The sequence below is a fragment of the Okeania sp. SIO3I5 genome, assembly GCF_010672085.1.
In the GTDB taxonomy this organism is placed as follows: Bacteria; Cyanobacteriota; Cyanobacteriia; order Cyanobacteriales; family Microcoleaceae; genus Trichodesmium.
The window spans coordinates 1-17,850 of sequence record NZ_JAAHHT010000195.1 but is presented as its reverse complement, the minus strand read 5'-3'; the positions used below and the strand labels follow the sequence as shown (position 1 = coordinate 17,850).

Here is a 17,850-nt window from a genome sequence, read left to right as displayed (position 1 = left end):
TGGTTGGCGCTAATTGAGAAGGCAGGAGGCAGGAGGCAGGAGGCAGGAGAAGGCAGAGGGCAGGGGGCATGAGGCAGGAGGGATAAAGTAATAACAGAGCGATCGCTCCAATGCCCAGTGCGGGCATCCTGCCCGCGAGTACGGGAGCAAGATGCTCCCACTGTTCTCCTAACAATTTCTCTCTAACCATAATTTTGTTAACTTCCCTGGCGGGAAGTCCCGCGCTCTCCCGTTGGCGGAGCCTAGCGGCAGCTATTAGGGGAGCGAAGGGATGGGAAAGCCAGGTCAGCGGTTGGGTGTCTCCACAAAGAAAACGTTCTTCCGACCTTGACAAGCAGGAGATATTTTATTATAATATAACCAACACAGGGGGAGGACATCACCTCTGTCAAAACTGCGGTCAGAGTTTCTCTGGCTGAAGAATCCCGCGATGCCCTTGCAAGCGCAACGTCGGGAGTATGTCAAATAAGGAGAATAATTTATGTCGGAAAAAAAAGTTAAAGCTACGAGCAAAGCAAGTAGCACTCAGGAGGAAAAAGAACCTCAGACTGATGCAGTAACAACTGCTCAACCATCACAACCAACCCAACAACCAGAGCCAGAAGCAGAAGAGAAGACTATACTGGCAACAGGTTTAGAAGACTACGGACGTTGGAAGGCAATGTTCAAAGACCACAAACGGGAAGGCAACCCTCCTTTCCCTCGTCGCGGACGCATTTGGGCATAACAAATCAAAAGTCAAAAGTAAGAATATGGCGATCGCTATATTTCAAGTCATATCAAATCCGTTGGCTTCGGAGTAATATAATTCCGTTGATCGTCATACAATGGGTACGGGCGAATGGCATTCGCCCTTACAATATAGATTCTTATCTTTGAATGCTGAATAACACCGATGCTACTGGATTTGATATCAAAAGTTAAAAGTCAGAATATGGCGATCGCTTTGTTTGAAGTCAAAAGGCAAAAGTTAAAAGTCAGAACATGGCGATCGCTATATTTCAAGTCAAAAGTTAAAAGTAACAAAATTTTAGATGACAAATTTGAGAAAGGTGGTACTAGCCGCATCAGTATTAGCTGTATCCATTGTATTACCAACATTAGCAGAAGAATCAGGGGGATTTTATGCAGCATCGTTAGCTGCTGCTAATGCTAGATGTCGGGAAAGAGGTTAGACTCATGCTGTAGCTACTACTGATATGGCAGGTGGCGTTTATTATGATTGTGTTAAGTAGAGAGGTAAGACTAGAATGCAATTAGATCAATTGAAACTGCACAATGAAGACAGCCAAGAAAAGCAACAAAATTTTTATGGTGTAGATTTTTACAATGTATATGTTTCAACTCCTGATACACCAACAGAATATGTAGGTTGGTATCAGTCAACTACAGCAAAAGAAGTTCCTGTAGTGGGCGAGAAATTTTCTTCTTGGGTAGGTGCAATTAATTCCAGACAAAAAATTCAATTAGAGGTAGTAGAAGTAATTGCAACGCATCCTAAATGCAGATTAGCTCTGTGTAAAGTTAGCTCTGATAACAAGTCAGAGGAGGTAGAAAGTTAAAAGGCAAAAGTTAAAAATAAGAACAGGGCGTTGGCGGAGCCGTCGCTGCAGCTATATCGCTCTATATCTAGCCTTTTCTTCCCTTCTGCCTCCTGCCTCTTGCCTCCTGCCTTTTTTAGAAAATCTACAAAAAAATATTATGGTTCAAACAATACCTGCTAGTAAAATAGATTTATATAGCTTAAAAGAAAAGTTTGGTTTAGAGCGGATAGACGCACTAGATTTTTTCCGAGAGTGGCAAGAAAATTTACCAGAATTGACGAATTCTGAAAAACAAGAATTAGCGCAGCTAAGAACAGATTATTTGCGCCTTATGGAACGTCCGATGTTAGAACCTCTAGTGAAAATGGTGGTATTATCACCTTTGTTGAAATTAGCAGGTTTTGATCGCGAACCGTTTTTTCTATCGGCTGAAAAACAGGTGGAAATTACTTCAGAAGATGAAGGAACTACAATTAAAGGTAAAATTGATATATTAATTTATACTCCTCAATTTTGGGTCTTAGTAATTGAAGCGAAACGGGTTGAATATTCATTAAATGTGGGAATTCCTCAAATTTTAGCTTATATGTTGGAGGCTCCAGAAATTGAACAACCTGCTTTTGGATTTGTGACAAATGGTAGTGAGTTTATATTTGTTAAACTACTTAAAAGAGGTAATCCTCAATATGGATTATCTCGTTTATTTTCAATATTAAATGAGTCAGATTTATATACTGTTGTGAGTATTTTGAAGGGTTTGGCTCAAAGAGCGATCGCTACTAATTAATTCAAAAGTTAAAAGTTAAAAGTCAAAAGTAAGAACAGGGCGATCGCTACTGAGTGAAAAGAAATGTAAATTTCTTGCCAACTCCAGATCAACAATGTATACTACAAAAAAACTCACTCTCTCAGGAGAAAAATCACAATGGGTAAAAAGAATATCAAGCCTAATCTCAATCAGCCTGTAATCCGCACTCATGTTGCAAAACCTGCTCTGTTAGGACTTAGCGAAGAAAACCTGACCACTGCTGCTGCCCCCAACGTGGGCCTGGCCCCCCTTATTGAAATACCGGGAGTGGACCCATGGGATCTGGCGGGGGTATGTTCTTACGACGGAGACGACGCAGAATAATTTCAGAGTATCACAACTCTTTCACAAAATGTCAAAAATCTATTCCTTCCTGCAACGGCTTTCTATTAGCTTCAACAAATTGACTTACAAACTGCGGGGCGTTCTTAGTTTGACCAGATCTGGCACGGCAATTTAAGTCAAAAGTAAGAGGTGAGGAAAGATTGGTTGTGATGAAATAAAGGCTAAAAGTCAGGGTTAATCTCAATGCTTTTGGCCTTTGTGTTTTTTTTGTTGCACAAAGTACGATCGCCCTATCGTAACGCACCATCTACACCGATCGCCCCCAATTAATTCAAAATTCAAATAACGAAATAACCAACAGCTGAAAATTTAGCAATAGGTAGGGGCGGGTTTCACCCTAAATTAATGCTTCTCAACCAACATTTAAGTAAACCCGCCCCCTATCTCACAGCAACAAACAAGTCATGCATTCAAAAGTCAAGAATAGGGCGATCGCTACTGAGTCAAAAGAAATGTAAATTTCTTGCCAACTCCAGATGAACAATGTATACTATACAAAAAGAAAAACTCAACTCAGGAGAAAAATCACAATGGGTAAAAAGAATATCAAGCCAAATCTCAATCAGCCAGTAATCCGTACCAATGTTGCTAAACCTGCCCTGGAAGACGGACTTAGCGAAGAAAACCTGACCAGCGCTACTCCCGACCGTGGCCTGGCTGCGTTAATTCCAAGTGGATGTGGGCTCCCCTATATCCCGTGTTCTTACGACGGAGACGACCCAGAATAATTTCATAAGATCACAAACATATTCATAATATCAAAAATCCTTTCCTTCTTGCAACGGCTGTCTATTAGCTTCAACAAATTGACTCACAACCTGCGTTAGTTCCTCGTTTGAGCTGTTCGCGTTAGCGCCCCGTAGGGAAGGTAAACCCAACAATAGTAAGGTTTTGTTGGGTTTAACTCCGTTCAACCCAATCTACTACCTTGATGCCTCCTAAATTTTGAGTTTGAAATATAATAAGATTATGGAAATAACTCTCGATCCAGAATTAGAAAAATTTATTCGCAATCAAGTACAAAATGGTCAATATGCTTCCCTTGATGAAGTAATGAATGTAGCTTTGAGACTACTAGCAACTCAAACTCTTACTTCCCAAGGGATTAACAAAACACCAAATGTTTGTGGTGGTGATGCTTGTGTCAGTAATACTCGAATTCCAGTTTGGTCTTTGGTGAGCGATCGTCGCTTAGGGATGAACGATGCTGAAATTTTAGCAGCATTTCCCACTCTTAGTGCTGTCGATCTAGTCAATGCTTGGGTTTATGCAGAAGCACATCTAGAAGAGATTGAAAGTGCTATTCGAGAAAATGAAGTCATCATGCAAACAGAAGTAAGATATGTTTCAAGTCAAAAGTCAAAAGTTAAAAGTTAAAAGTTAAAAGTTAAAAGTTAAAAGTAAGAATGATTGGATATTTGTGAATTTTAATCGAAAGTCTGGTTAAACTCTGGTTGAATAGTTGATATTCCTGCATAGTAATGGTAGTATATTCAACATAATGTAATTAGTTGTAAGTCTTGTGTAGATTAAAAAACATGATAGAATCTGAAATACTCAAAAAACTAGAAGGAACATCTGTCGAAGAACGCATCCAGATTGTTGAAGCAATTCTGCAAACATTGAAACATGATATGCGATCGACTTCTTCACAACAGCTATCCTCTCAGGAGCGCCCCCTGAAAGGAAAAGTAATTTCTTATGAACAACCTTACGAACCTGTAGCTCTAGAAGAATGGGAATAAAGATGAAATTAGTTTTGTGTAGGTTGGGTTAAGCGCCAGCGCAACCCAACACTAAACCTAACAAGAAACCGATTGCAATGACAGAACTACGTTGTTTTGCGTAAGTCCTACATTATTTGAAATACACCACATAGCAGTATACCAAATCTTTGTCTAACTACTGGTTATGAAATTAGATCTAATACTTGAGGTTGGCAATGAGAGTGTAACCTAACAATTTGTATGTGTTGGGTTTATCCTGCGGATAAGCTCCGCTAACGTTTCTCAACCCAACCTACATAATTAACTGAAATAACTATAATGTCAAACCCACAAATCAAACCCCACTATCGCATCGAAATTATCGAACCCAAGCACGTTTACCTCCTTGGGGAAAATTCCACTGAGGCGCTCACGGGAGAATTTTATTGTCAGCTCGTCCCCCTATTAGATGGTCAACATAGCTTTGAGGAAATCTGTCAAACTTTAGCAGAAATAGTAGATCCGGAGGATGTAGAATACGTTCTCGATCGCCTCAGAAGTAAAGGTTATTTAACTGAAGCAACTCCCGAACTATCCCCACCTGCTGCTGCATTTTGGTCTTTACTCAACGTCGAACCTCAACTCGCTGCCGACTTTCTCGAAAAAATTACCGTTTATGTCGCCTCAGTAGGAGAAACAACCACAGATTTGTTAGTCGAAAGTTTGACAGCAGTGGGTATCAAAACTAAACATTGGGAAGACTACCCACTTACATCAGATCGCAACGCATTATTAGTTGTTCTCACCGATGACTACCTCCAACCACAACTAGCAGAAATCAATAAAACTGCTATTGCAGCTAACCAACCTTGGTTATTAGCAAAACCAGTAGGCGGTTTACTGTGGTTAGGTCCGATATTTGAACCAGAAGAGACAGGATGTTGGGAATGCTTGAGTCAACGTTTACGCGGACATCGGGAAGTAGAAGCTACAGTTTTGCGACAAAAACAAAAATCTGTTGCCTCTACTGCCAGCAAAAGAGAAGTTTCTGGATGTTTGCCTCCTCCTGCTGTTTTCCTCCCTTCAACTTTGGCAACTGCAATTAATCTCATAACCACGGAAGTTGCGAAATGGATAGTACAACAAAGCGGGGTAGAAATGCCCTACTTTACCACTCTCGCTGGCAAAGTAATTACTTTCAACCAAGCTAACCTGACCACAGAAACTCACTTTTTGAGTAAACGCCCCCAATGTCAAGCTTGTGGAAATCCCAAGTTACTTCAAGAAATCTCATTTTCTCCTCTGAGTCTCACCAGTCGCAAAAAGCATTTTACCACAGATGGGGGGCATCGCGCTTTCACTCCCGATCAAACAACTAAACGCTATGAAAAATTAATCAGTCCAATAACTGGAGTTGTCAGTGCATTGGTGCGAGTTTCCGACCCCGAAAATTCTTTGATTCATACTTACAGTGCTATTCATAGTTTTGGTTCAGCTAAAAGTCTCGGTGCTTTGCGTCGTTCCCTGCGTCATAAAAGTGGAGGCAAAGGTAAGAGCGATCGCCAATCTAAAGCGAGTGGTTTTTGTGAAGCGATCGAACGTTATTCGGGAATATTCCAGGGAGACGAAGCTCGGAAAAAGTCAACTTTAGCTGAGTTGGGAGAGCAAGGTATTCATCCAGAGAAATGTCTGCTTTTTAGTCCGACTCAGTATGCTAACCGGGAGGAATTGAATGCTAATTGTAAAGTAGCTCATGATTGGATTCCGCAACCTTTTGATGCCAGTCAAAAAATTGAATGGACTCCTGTATGGTCGTTGACGGAGCAGACTCACAAATATTTGCCTACTGCTTGGTGTTATTATGCTTATAAATTGCCCAAAGATCATAATTTTTGTGTAGCTGACTCCAATGGCAACGCTGCTGGCAATACCATAGAAGAAGCAATTTTGCAAGGATTTATGGAATTAGTAGAGCGCGACAGTGTAGCAATTTGGTGGTACAACCGTTTGCAGCGTCCGGGGGTAGATTTAGCAAGTTTTCGCGATTCCTATTTATTGGAAGTGCAAGAATTTTATCGACAAAATCAGCGGGAGTTATGGGTATTGGATTTAACTACGGATTTAGGGATACCTGCTTTTACTGCGGTGTCGCGTCGAGTTGATGGAGAATATGAGCGAGTTATTACTGGTTTTGGAGCGCATTTTGACCCGAAAATTGCTATTTTGCGAGCAGTAACGGAAGTCAATCAAATAGGGTTGGGAATGGATGGGCAAGATATTAGTCAGATGGAAGAGGGGATGCAAGAATGGATGACGACAGCAACTTTAGCAAGTCATCCTTATTTAGCTCCCAACCCAGAAATACGTGCTAAGGTTTATGGAGATTATCCGCAACTTTGGAGTGATGACATTTATGATGATGTTTTGACTTGTGTGAAAATTGCTCAAGCAGCAGGAATGGAAACTTTGGTTTTGGATCAGACTCGCCCGGATATTGAGTTAAAAGTAGTTAAAGTTATTGTGCCTGGATTGCGTCATTTTTGGTCGCGTTTTGGCAAGGGGAGGTTGTATGATGTTCCAGTGAAAATGGGTTTGTTGTCTGAAGCGTTGCGGGAGGAGGATATGAATTCAATGCCAATGGTGTTTTAAGTAGGGTTTGCTTAGAAAGTCCTTTGCTTAGGGTAGGAGTCATATCATGTCCGTTGGTATCGTTTGTCTAAAAGTTTGGGAAATATCTACCCTCTCTCGTAGGGGCGAACGGCCGTTCGCCCCTACTTTTCTTTCTCTATACAATACCGATGCTACCGGAGATGATATCAAGAGTCAGGAAGGGACGTTCGCATTTTTGTTATGCAACGCCCTTACTGTGGTTTACCCAAATGAAAACCGCTCTAAATAAAATCAATTATCACCCCCACCCTTAAGGGCGAGGTTGAGGGCAATAAACCCGGTTTCTTGTTTGGTTGCGCAAGTCCTGTGATCTTAATAAATCTAATCTAACTGTTGATCCAAGGCTTGAGGATTCAGTTCAACTCTAGAGCCATTTAGATAAATATAGGTACTCAAGTCTACATGAGGACCTGAACCCAATCCTGTCATCCCCATAATTGCAATTTGCTCTCCTTGTTTAACAGTTTGTCCGACAGTTACTAAATTTTTTTCGTTATGAGCGTATGCTTGATAAACCTGGTAGTTTTTCCCTTGAAATTGATAAGCCACATTTAACTGAATATGAATACGATTACCATACCCACCTTCTGTTCCTTCCTTAATCACTTTACCACCATACCAAGCTATGACCTTATAGTCATCTACAGAATAATCAATGCCAATATTGCGATTACTAGGTATAAGAGTTCTTAATCTACCATTCAAAAAGATTGCCTGTAGTTCTGGTTTCCAACTATGCCCGTACGGTTCCATGAAACCACCCGTAATTGTTATCCGACCAAGGATAGAATGCAAAAAAATATCAGTATAAGGAGGACTGACTTGTTCTTCAGGGATTTTAATGGGTATACCCAGAGAAGGGCTTCGGCGTATACCATTATTTCCCAACAAATTATATTCGTCGTACAATCGGTTCAAGATAGACAGAATTTTATTCCCATACTCTGAGTCTACTGCCCAACGTTTGCTCAGTTGCTTTAAAGTAGGAGCAACACCTCGTTTGACTAAATCAAACCGAGGATCGACAATAGGTAGTTGTTTAATTGCTAAAGTGCTAGCATAAGCCTTGAGATGCTGAATATGAGCTTTTACTCCAATTCTGGCATCAGAGAAGAAAGCCCCTTGAACTCCTCCGCCAATAGTACCAATACCAGCAAAGTTATTCTGTTCTGGTGTAACATCCCCACCAAATCTTAAATAACCTGTTTCCAGACACATTTGACAGAAAGCAATGTCGTGGTTAACCCCTTCAACTTTAGCTTCTTCAACATAGAGTTCGGCAATATCGGGGAATCTGTTAGCAAAATCTCCTGAATTGTTTTCCTGCAAGAAGTTAGTTAACTCTTCTATAGCTGCTCTACCATTACCCATAATTTGATCTATGGGTGTATCAGTTCCACTTGTTTTTAAGATGACTGTTCTTGTATCACCATTCCAATTAACAGAAACATGAAATTTTTGCAGATTGACAGCTAATACATAAAGAACACCACCTTTCCTGGTTATACCCAAATTAGAGATTTCTCCAGGCAAATCAATGTCTAAAGCATTTATGATGTCAATTGGAACCAAGGAATTATTATTAATAATGATGCCTTTATCCTCGTAGATTTCTCCATTGATTTCAATATCAATAATAGGTAGTGTAACTTCATCGGTAAGATCAATACCACTCCAAGCAATCAAGCCATCTACAATACCCTTAGCAAAATCTTGACGCTTATTTTTCAGTAGATTCATATCGTCGATCTGATCAACAAAACACAACTCTAACAAAAGAGAAGAAATTCTGATATCGCGACAAAAAGCTAAACTACCAACGCCTGCGAGTGTATCTGGCTTGGAACCACGATCCTGTAGTTCAGGCACAGCTCTCAACAAAGCATCAAGCATTTGTCTTCCATCTTGCTGACGCTGAGTGTTTCCAGCAATGTAGAAACATTCTGCCCCCCTGACTTGACGATTATAAGCATTGCCATGAATCTCTAAAGCTACATCACCATTTACAGCACGGGCATTAATCCAGTTAATTGTAGGTCTTAGATCTATTGTGTCAGAAACAGACTCAAAATCATCGCCTTCTTTGAAACCCCGTGATTTTAGTTCTGCTACAATTAAGTCACGAGTTAATATCATTTCTCGGGCTTCAGTTGTTCCGATGGCGGTATTTGCACCTCCATCATTCACAAAATGACCTGCTGATATGAAGATTTTTCCCATAATTTAGTTCTCCTCAAGTTTTAGTCGCTACTGCTTTCTCAGAGTCCAGAGTTTGATTCAAAAATTATTAAACGGTTTTGAGCAACTTAAATCAAAGTTGCCACTGGAAGATGCTCCTAGAGTCTATCTATTCATTTACCTAGAAAATAAACACACAATCCGGTAGACTTATCTATATTGTAATTTCAAGTTATACAATCTGACAATAGATTGTAATATCTTTTAATAGCAGTTTCCTAAACTGAGCTGTTGACTCCGTATTTGCCAGGAAAACTCTCATAAAATCTCATAAAAGAAGTATGTAATGAAAAGTAAAATTACTCAAAACCTCTTTTCTGTTGCCTTGTCATCACAATAATTTTTAACGCCAACCTACTTAATCTTATTAATAAACCACATCGGCATTAACCCTATCCATTTTTCTTGAATCACTCCATCTTCCAAAAGAACCGCCGTAGGTACTACCTCTATCTTCAATTTTCTATAGAACTTTTTATCCACTGCAACAACAGGAAAATTCAAAAAATATTTATCTACAAAATCTTGCCCTGCTTGAATATTTTCAGTATCTATTAATCCAACTATTGCTGGTAAATTATCTTGCCATTGCACTAACTTCAACACACCCAACCAATGTTTACATTGAGAACATTCAGGACTCATAAAAACTACAATTACAGACCCAGACATTAAAGATTTTGAATCCTCTCCTAACCATTCTATTTGCCACATTCTATTTTCTTTTAATGGGGTAAAATCAATAAAAGGACGACCATTTTCTTGCATATATTCTAGAGAACCAGCAGCCAAAGCATAGCTAATTATAAAAGTTATTAATACCACTAGCCATTGCCACAAAATAGTAGGCTGATATTTACCAAAAAATTCACCGAATATTAACAGAAAAATATAAATAGCATTCAGGATTAAACTTTGGGTGGGAGTAATTTTCAACAAACCGTTATAACAACCACAATCTTCAGTTTTACCAGTTGATGTACTCCAGTAAGTAAGCATTGATAAACCAAATAATAATAAAATACTTACAGGCATTATTACAGTCGGAAAAACTCCTAATATCAAAGCAATTCCTAAAGCTGATTCAATCGCAGTAAAAGTTAGGGCAACGGGTATTGTTAATTTAGGACTTACTAAGTTCAGTTTAGTAATATGTTGGGTAAATTTCCAAGGTTCTATAACTTTAGCAATACCAGTCAAGAGGAAAATACTACCCACTATATTTAAAGCTGTAGAAGCTAAAATAAAAAAGATCATATCAGTTATCAGTTTTTTTCCAGTTAAATTGTTCCCAAAAATCTATAATTTTTACCTCACTAGCATGATAATTGCTATAATTAATTCTAACCTAACCACTTAGCTATTAGTTGATAGCTGATAGCTGAAGGGTTACATTATAACAATAGTTTGGAGCCAAACAGCAATCAAAAATTATGTCTAAATCTCCAACAAAAAAAAATCTTGAATCACTATCAAAAATATCAGAAAATCAAAGTGAAAATTGGGAAGTCCCAACTCCTGATATTAGTCATATAATCACAGAAGATGATACACCTGTGGATAATCTAATTTCTGAAAAACAACAACGACTATTAACGTCTACTCTTTATAGTTCCTTTCAGACAGATACACCATTTTTAGCCACTGCTAATGTCGGACTTTTTTATGGTCTAAAACAGCCACCTCTTGTACCAGATATTCTCCTAAGTTTAGAAGTAGAAGTTCCTGAAGATTGGAGTCAAAAAAAGAATCGTTCCTATTTTGTCTGGGAGTTCGGCAAATCTCCAGAGGTAGCAATTGAAATTGTTTCTAATAAAATTGGAAATGAACTAGGTAGTAAGTTGCAAGATTATGCTCGTGCTAGAGTAGCTTATTATGTAGTTTTTGACCCACTTCATCAATTAGGTGAATCAATACTACGCATATATCATTTGCAAGGGAAAAATTATATTCTTTTAAATAATTTATTTTTGTCGCAAGTAGGCTTAGGATTAACAATTTGGTCTGGCAAATTTGAGGGTAAAGAATATAATTGGCTGCGGTGGTGCGATAAATCGGGTAGGATTTTATTAACAGGAGACGAACAGGCACAACAAGATGAGTAATGAGTAAGGAGTAATGAGTAATGAGTAAGGAGTAACGAGTAAGGAGTCAGTATGATTGTGGTTTATTCATCATTAAACCGCTGTAAATAATGAACATATACTATATAACCGGGTTCTATATGAAAGGTGAACCTAGTGGCAGCTATATCACCCTCAGCTATAAATCTGATGCTTTATTCATTTATTTATTGGCCAAGAGTAAAATTTCTCAAAGCTTTTGCAGGTAAAAGTTTCAGCCTTTTTTTTTATGAAAGAAAGAAAGAAAGAAAGAAAAGATTGATGTTTGATTTATTTATTGGACAATAATTGTAGAAGTATGAAGTACAGATGCTTGGATCTTGTGCGGTAGCTATATGTTTTCGTAGAACAAAGCCGCTCTCTTTTATAAAAATAGCTGCATCTTCTTGTCTACTCCCTACTCCCTAATCGCTAATTTTAAATATTCATTGGTTCCCGAATAAACTTAACAAATAAATGTTTAAAAGTAGACCTAATTATCCGTGGAACACCAAAATCAATAGGTGTCTTAGTTGTGGGTAACTGCCAATTTTCTACCTCGACTTCAGCAGGTTGTAATAATGGAAAATTAACCATCTTTAAATCAGAACAAAATCCCATTTTTTCAGCAACTGCAACTGTAGGAATTTCTGCCGAATTAACTTTCAAAATTTCGGCAAATGTTCGGTCTAAAGCAAATACATTTGTAGATGCCCCCAAAATACCTAAATTTCTAGGTTCTCCTCCAATCGGACCATTACCTTCGTGACCAATAATACTATCAATAATAGTCAAATTTGGATTAATTGCTTTTGCTGTTTCTACCAACATTTTTCCAAAACGATGAGCATCTTTACCCGCCTCTAAATGCCACCAAGCTTTCATTTTTCCTGGCACACAACCAAATAAGTTTTTGACTCCCATTGTCATAGTTAATTGAACATGAGATTTAAGCTTAGGCAAATTAATTATTACATCTGCTGCCATTGCCTCTTTACTTAATAGTAAATGATTAAATTCTTGACTAACTATGTCATAACGTTTCCCATGAAATTCAACTATTGGTAAATCAAATTCTTTGAGCAATGATAAATAACCATTTGCTTTTGCCACACCCATAGCACTACCAAAAGCTGGACTATCACCTAAAAAAGGTTTACCGCCCGCTTCTTTTACCATTTTAGCTACACAATAAACTATTTCTCGTCTAGTTACGCATTCTTTTGTAGGGCGAGAACCTGTGAGCAAATTTGGTTTTAGGAGGACGCGATCGCCTGGTTTGACAAAAGTATTAATTCCCCCCAATGGTTCTAAAAGATTCTCTATTGATTTTTCTAATTCATTAATTTTATAGGAATTAGCTCGGATTAAACTTACAGTAGACATAATTTTTTATTTTACTTATAACTTATGTACTCTACCAATAAACCGGGTTTATTTCCCTAATTTAATGGTTTATCTGACGAATTTTAGTTCATAAACCCGGTTTCTGCCTCAGTCTTTTTACCCCTAGCAATAAACCGATTTTATTTCCCTAATTTAATGGTTTATCTGACAAATTTTAGTTCATAAACCCGGTTTCTGCATCAGTCCTTTTACTCCTAGCAAGAAACCAGTTTTATTTCCCTACAGGACTTACACAGAACCACCATATCTAGTAAGGGCGAATGCCATTCGCCCCTACAGGACGCAACCCAACCAAGACACCAGGTTTATTACCCTAAATTTTATCCATTGTAAACTCTACCTCGCCATTTTGTTGGAGTTTTAATTGCAGATAAAAATATCCGCAAAACTGCCAAAGGATCTGCTAAAGGAGATAATAAAAATAACCAACTACCTTGAGCTTTACTAAAATCATAAGAAGGAGCAATACCTAATAACAAAGCAAACCTCATTAATAATAAAAATAAATTCAAACCAAATAACAAAAATTTGGCAGACACAGAAATAGAAATCGGCAAACCAAACAACAAATAACCCAATATGACAAACAAAGGCAAACCCTGAGTTGCTAACAATAACCAAAGATCGCTCCAAACTTGAACAACAGGAGAAGCATCCTTCAAATCAAGCGATCGCCCCCACTCCCGCCAAGTTTCCATCATCCCCTCATACATTCTCACTTGCAAAACCTGCGCTCCATCCAGAAACGCCACCTTAAAACCCTCAGCAGCAATATTTCTAGCCAAAGTCACATCATCACAAAAAGAACCCTTCGCACTAACGTAACCCTCCATCTTCGACAATACCGAACGCCGACACAAAAAACACTGACCATTAGCCATAACTCGTTCTGGTGTTGGCGCCCCCGTACCCGTCGGTCCAAACCTATAGACTAATGTTATTAGTAAAGCAGGTTGTAACCACAATTCTCCTGGATATTTCAGAATAAACCGTGGCGACAGCGAAATCAAATCATAGCCGTCAGTCTCAGCTTTTTTAACCAAACTAGCGACTAACCCTGGATCTGGTTGAGTATCCGCATCTATTCCCAGAAACCACTCACTCTTTGGAGAACTTGCCAAAAACCCCGTATGCAACGCCCATGGACGACCAACCCATGCAGGAGGTAAAGGTTCGTCCGTAATTAAGCGAAACCTTGGGTCTTTTTTGGCTTCCTTCTTAACTAAATATTGAGTATCGTCTGTCGAGTTACTATCAACTACAATTATTTCTCGCACTTCATAACTTTGTCTACTCAAACCCATTAAACAAGGAGTGATGCGTTCTGCCTCATTAAGAGTTGGTACCACAACTGTCACCTTACCTAATAATTCTAGTGTAGGCTCCTCCGGTTTTAATGGCGGTTGGCGAGTCGGACCTTTAATCAGACGCGATAATAAGATAGCTATTGCTGGCAGTTGCAGCATTAATACGATCAACAAAAAGGTTTCAGGCATAATTTTGGATTTTATGGAGGAGTATTTTAGAGTCTGTATTATAGCGGGTTTGATATCAGTGAGGTATCTCTGTAGCGGGCAAGATGCCCGCAGTACAAACATTTGTAATCAAATGTTTGTACTTCATATACTTGCAATTTGCCATATCTTTACAGACAAAGCCAAATATAGGAAATTTAATAGTCAAACTATGACTCGCTGTCTATTCCCCATTTCCTGTTGTCACACATCAGACTTTTTGATATTAATTCACTTTAAGGATGTCACAAATAGTTTCAAACTTTAAATGTCAAATAATTGCCTGAAACTGTTGTGAGTGTTAAAGTTTTTAGCCTATCAAATCTGTCATTCTGAATTCTAAATTCAGAATTCAGAATTCAGTGAAACGGTATGAGTAAGTCCTATTTAATAGCCATGTCTACCTGTTTTGGAGGTAGTTGTTCCCCATCGCCAGTCACAACATTTTCTATGGAAACATCCATCTGCCTTAATTTATTAGCTTCAGCTCTCCACCAAAAAATAATCGTTGGAACGACTCCCAATAAAATGCTCAAAGCAGTAGGCAATAAGAATCTACTATCTAGCGCAACTATAGTAATTGTTGCTCCAAAAGCAAAATTAACTAAATAAGTTATTAATGGTAGATTTAATTCTTGACGGGACAATAAAATAGTTTTCTTGCCCCAAAGCAAAGCAGCTACAGTCATAAATATTGCACCTGTACCTACCCATCCAATTAAATTCCGGTAAGGCATTCCAAAGAAAGAACCTTCATCTTGAAATTCCCAAAATGGAACAGGTGCCTGACTCATGGCCGGATCGAGAACTAAATCCCAAGCTGTTAGAAGTATTGCTGCTATAGCGATCGCTCCCAAATGACGTATCCAGGAACTAGAACTATTTACCTGTAAACCACAACGAGCTAGTAAATAACAAACAAATCCCATGTAAAACCAGGATAAGGGAATTGTAAACGGTACGAGACCTGCAACTTTGTATCCTAATCCTCCAAGATAAGCATAATCCCCAAAAGGAAACCCTGTGCTAGTTCCTAATAGTTCGCTACTCAAAGATAGAAATACAGAAGGTAGCAGAAAAGCCAAAGTTGTACCTATTCCTAAATTCCTTATGCCATATAGAGCAACTGCTAATGCCCCAAAGATAATGTAAGCTGCTCCTCCACCTGCCATGCTCCATTGGAAGGCAGTTTGTCCTATAGGAGGCAAGCTGACAATAATTTCGGGACTCGGTATAACTATTAAAAGACCTGCTAGGCCAAAAACCATTGATAAGATATGTGCAAGTAATAGATAGCGTTCAGCGATCGTAAGTTTCTTCATAGAAGTCCTATTTTTGAGGTCAAAAGTCACTAATTTTCTACTTTTATGTTCTTGAGAAAATAGTTCAAATCTACTCTGTGCATCAGTAGTAGAGATTTGGAACTATTTTTTCCTAGTGGGACTAATTTTTTCTTGAAACCGTTAAACTAAGCCAGATAAGTTACCCTACCCGACTCGTCTTCAGAACCGGACGTGAGACTTTCACCTCATCCATGGCTCCTCTCTTAAACGTCCTTTTTCATAGGTACATCCTGCTTCAGAGTTAACATATCGTCAACCCATAAATAACCATCAGGTAAATCCTGTAACTTTGGCTTTGGATATGTTTTTTTTGTCTAAAGCAGTTTTACTGTCGTGGCAATGTCTGTGCAACAATTGTTTATTTTTATATGTGTTGTCACCACCAAATGACCTTGGTTTTATATGGTCTATTTCCATAAGGTCAGTCGGACTAAAAGTTAGTCCACAAAATGCGCACTTATTCTTTTGTCGCTTTAAAAGCGTTGTGACTTCTTTCCTTACGCCTGGATATTTGCCGATTCTGTTACTCCAATAAGTCCACTCGCCGTCATAAGGGGATTTATTACCTTTCACTTTGACGTGTCTTACAATAGGAACATCAACGTGTCGGTTGAGTATGTATTCACCATCATTTAGAACCCAGTTTCTAGTGTTACTAATTTTTGGGAAATACTTTTTCTTAACCCATTTGGCCGACTTATTTGGATGCCTTCTACTTGCCCATCTCCATACTCTTGTCCATAAGAGGTTGTCTATCTCGCTAAATACCTCTTTACTGACTGCGGTTGAGAAGTAGTTAGACCATCCCCTTATTACCGGGTTTAATTTGGCTATTAATGCCCTGGTAGGAGTCGTTTTGTGTGTGTCAAATATCCCTGCCAGTTTCCGATAATGAGCTTTAATACTCTTGGAGGATGGTTTGATTAGCGTTTTAAATCCTTGTTTGGTTGACTTAACCTTCCATTGCCTAACTGTGAAACCTAGAAAGTCAAATCCAGGTTTATTTCCCTCATATTCTTCTAGGGTGTGGGCAATTTTGGTTTTTTCTGGTTTTAGTTCTAATCCTATCTGGTTTAACCATTCTTGTATTACGGTTTTTGCTTTTAACACTACTTTGATGTCTTCATGTAGGATTACAAAGTCATCAGCATAGCGTATTAGGGAAAGACTCCATACTTTATTTTGCCAACCTTTTTGACCCCCTTTTTCATTTTTAAGGTCTATAGTTTTGGCAAATTCCATTAGCCTTTCTTCCATACCGTGTAAGGCGATGTTTGCTAGTAGGGGTGATATAACCCCTCCCTGTGGTGTTCCTTCCACAGTGTTTGAGAATTGTTTATTGTCAAATACTCCGGCTCTTAACCATTGTTTGATTAGTTGCCTGTAGGGCGTCTGACCTACTTTTCTCAACAGTGCATCATGGTTAATTCGGTCAAAACATTTTGATATATCAGCATCAAGTACATATTTAGGTTTTTTATTAATGCTGAGATATATCGCTTCAATAGCATCATGCGTTGACCGTCCTGGTCTAAAACCATAGCTATTAGGTTCAAAACGTGCCTCCCATTCTGGTTCCATACCCAGCTTAACCAGAGCTTGTAATGCACGGTCGTACATTGTGGGGATTCCAAGAGGTCTCTTTTCATCCCGTCCTGGTTTTGGTATCCAGACTCTACGGGTAGAGCTTGCTTTAAGGTATCGCGTGTTTAATAACTCAACCAAGTTTAGTCTCTGCATTGGTGGTAGATTCTTAATACCATCTATACCAGCAGTTTTCTTCCCCTGGTTATCCTGAGTCACACGCCTAACAGCTAGCAACCTAGCGTAATAACTTTTGGTCAGAAGTCTTTGGTATTTACGCATCTTGCGGATTTCGCCACGGCTGGATGCTCTGTAAATTAATTTTTGCAACTTAAATACATTCTTCTCAACCCGTCTCCAGTTGATATCTCTCCATTTGAGATTTGGATTAATACTTACTGGATTTGGTATATCGTCTGTATCCCATGCCACGCTTAAAAATCGTTTAGGGTTTCCTAACCGTCTTTTTAGTGTTTTAGCTTTATTCATTGCTTGCTCATTACCTTACATTACGTCTAACAGTGGGTACGTCAGCAATGAATAATGAATAATGAACAATGAATAATTATTAGAGTTTAGGGAAAACTAA

The 17,850-nt window shown here is 38.7% G+C and carries 18 protein-coding genes; 11 read left to right on the top strand and 7 right to left on the bottom strand.

The genetic code is table 11. The features are described from left to right. Window positions 1-481 precede the first annotated feature (481 nt). The 5 genes from F6K40_RS30125 (at window position 482) to F6K40_RS30105 (ending at window position 2,676) form a co-directional block, all read left to right on the top strand. Window positions 482-727 (top strand): cyanobactin biosynthesis PatC/TenC/TruC family protein, encoded by a 246-nt coding sequence (locus tag F6K40_RS30125; protein ID WP_293141220.1) that lies wholly within the window; start codon window positions 482-484, stop codon window positions 725-727. A gap of 307 nt (window positions 728-1,034) precedes the next feature. After that, window positions 1,035-1,175 (top strand): hypothetical protein, encoded by a 141-nt coding sequence (locus tag F6K40_RS30120; RefSeq protein WP_293141218.1) that lies wholly within the window; start codon window positions 1,035-1,037, stop codon window positions 1,173-1,175. A gap of 75 nt (window positions 1,176-1,250) precedes the next feature. Further along, the gene (locus tag F6K40_RS30115; protein WP_293141217.1) at window positions 1,251-1,562 is read left to right on the top strand and encodes a hypothetical protein; all 312 of its coding nucleotides are present in this window, start codon (window positions 1,251-1,253) and stop codon (window positions 1,560-1,562) included. Between the two features lie 139 nt (window positions 1,563-1,701). Then, entirely contained in the window at window positions 1,702-2,331 is a 630-nt protein-coding gene (locus tag F6K40_RS30110) for a type I restriction enzyme HsdR N-terminal domain-containing protein (protein WP_293141215.1), read from the top strand. A 138-nt stretch (window positions 2,332-2,469) separates the two neighbouring features. Then, window positions 2,470-2,676, top strand: coding sequence for a microcyclamide/patellamide family RiPP (locus tag F6K40_RS30105; protein ID WP_293141213.1), 207 nt, complete (start codon window positions 2,470-2,472; stop codon window positions 2,674-2,676). A 31-nt stretch (window positions 2,677-2,707) separates the two neighbouring features. Here F6K40_RS30105 and F6K40_RS30100 read toward each other — a convergent pair whose 3' ends face one another. Beyond that, window positions 2,708-2,944 carry a hypothetical protein gene (locus tag F6K40_RS30100; protein WP_293141211.1) on the bottom strand — a complete coding sequence of 79 codons (237 nt, stop codon included), beginning with the start codon at window positions 2,942-2,944 and terminating at the stop codon, window positions 2,708-2,710. Window positions 2,945-3,227: 283 nt separating this feature from the next. Here F6K40_RS30100 and F6K40_RS30095 point away from each other — a divergent pair, with 283 nt between their 5' ends. The 5 genes from F6K40_RS30095 (at window position 3,228) to F6K40_RS30075 (ending at window position 7,302) form a co-directional block, all read left to right on the top strand. Beyond that, window positions 3,228-3,425 (top strand): microcyclamide/patellamide family RiPP, encoded by a 198-nt coding sequence (locus F6K40_RS30095; protein ID WP_293141209.1) that lies wholly within the window; start codon window positions 3,228-3,230, stop codon window positions 3,423-3,425. Window positions 3,426-3,666: 241 nt separating this feature from the next. Further along, window positions 3,667-4,074, top strand: coding sequence for a DUF433 domain-containing protein (locus F6K40_RS30090; RefSeq protein WP_293141207.1), 408 nt, complete (start codon window positions 3,667-3,669; stop codon window positions 4,072-4,074). Window positions 4,075-4,235: 161 nt separating this feature from the next. Further along, the gene (locus F6K40_RS30085; RefSeq protein ID WP_293141205.1) at window positions 4,236-4,442 is read left to right on the top strand and encodes a hypothetical protein; all 207 of its coding nucleotides are present in this window, start codon (window positions 4,236-4,238) and stop codon (window positions 4,440-4,442) included. Between the two features lie 300 nt (window positions 4,443-4,742). Further along, on the top strand, window positions 4,743-7,052 hold the full coding sequence (locus tag F6K40_RS30080; protein WP_293141203.1) for a TOMM precursor leader peptide-binding protein: 2,310 nt from the start codon (window positions 4,743-4,745) through the stop codon (window positions 7,050-7,052). A gap of 46 nt (window positions 7,053-7,098) precedes the next feature. After that, window positions 7,099-7,302 carry a hypothetical protein gene (locus F6K40_RS30075; RefSeq protein ID WP_293141201.1) on the top strand — a complete coding sequence of 68 codons (204 nt, stop codon included), beginning with the start codon at window positions 7,099-7,101 and terminating at the stop codon, window positions 7,300-7,302. A gap of 92 nt (window positions 7,303-7,394) precedes the next feature. Here the strand turns inward: F6K40_RS30075 and tftA are convergent, their stop codons facing one another. Both tftA and F6K40_RS30065 read right to left on the bottom strand, forming a co-directional pair. After that, window positions 7,395-9,293: a hormogonium tapered terminus morphoprotein TftA gene (gene tftA, locus F6K40_RS30070; RefSeq protein ID WP_293141199.1), complete on the bottom strand. Its 1,899-nt coding sequence runs from the start codon at window positions 9,291-9,293 to the stop codon at window positions 7,395-7,397. A gap of 372 nt (window positions 9,294-9,665) precedes the next feature. Beyond that, window positions 9,666-10,568 carry a TlpA family protein disulfide reductase gene (locus F6K40_RS30065; RefSeq protein ID WP_293141198.1) on the bottom strand — a complete coding sequence of 301 codons (903 nt, stop codon included), beginning with the start codon at window positions 10,566-10,568 and terminating at the stop codon, window positions 9,666-9,668. Between the two features lie 176 nt (window positions 10,569-10,744). Between F6K40_RS30065 and F6K40_RS30060 the strand changes: the two genes are divergently transcribed. Beyond that, a complete protein-coding gene (locus F6K40_RS30060; RefSeq protein WP_293141197.1) occupies window positions 10,745-11,416 on the top strand; it encodes a Uma2 family endonuclease in 672 nt (223 codons plus the stop codon). Between the two features lie 435 nt (window positions 11,417-11,851). Here F6K40_RS30060 and F6K40_RS30055 read toward each other — a convergent pair whose 3' ends face one another. The 4 genes from F6K40_RS30055 to ltrA all read right to left on the bottom strand — a co-directional run bounded on the left by F6K40_RS30055 (window position 11,852) and on the right by ltrA (window position 17,750). Beyond that, window positions 11,852-12,799 (bottom strand): Npun_F2552 family protein, encoded by a 948-nt coding sequence (locus F6K40_RS30055; protein WP_293141196.1) that lies wholly within the window; start codon window positions 12,797-12,799, stop codon window positions 11,852-11,854. A gap of 341 nt (window positions 12,800-13,140) precedes the next feature. Continuing rightward, complete coding sequence (cruG, locus tag F6K40_RS30050) at window positions 13,141-14,316, bottom strand: 2'-O-glycosyltransferase CruG (protein WP_293141194.1); 1,176 nt, start codon at window positions 14,314-14,316, stop codon at window positions 13,141-13,143. 401 nt (window positions 14,317-14,717) lie between these two features. After that, entirely contained in the window at window positions 14,718-15,656 is a 939-nt protein-coding gene (cruF, locus tag F6K40_RS30045) for a gamma-carotene 1'-hydroxylase CruF (RefSeq protein WP_293141222.1), read from the bottom strand. Between the two features lie 291 nt (window positions 15,657-15,947). Beyond that, complete coding sequence (gene ltrA / locus F6K40_RS30040) at window positions 15,948-17,750, bottom strand: group II intron reverse transcriptase/maturase (protein ID WP_293141192.1); 1,803 nt, start codon at window positions 17,748-17,750, stop codon at window positions 15,948-15,950. Window positions 17,751-17,850 lie beyond the last annotated feature (100 nt).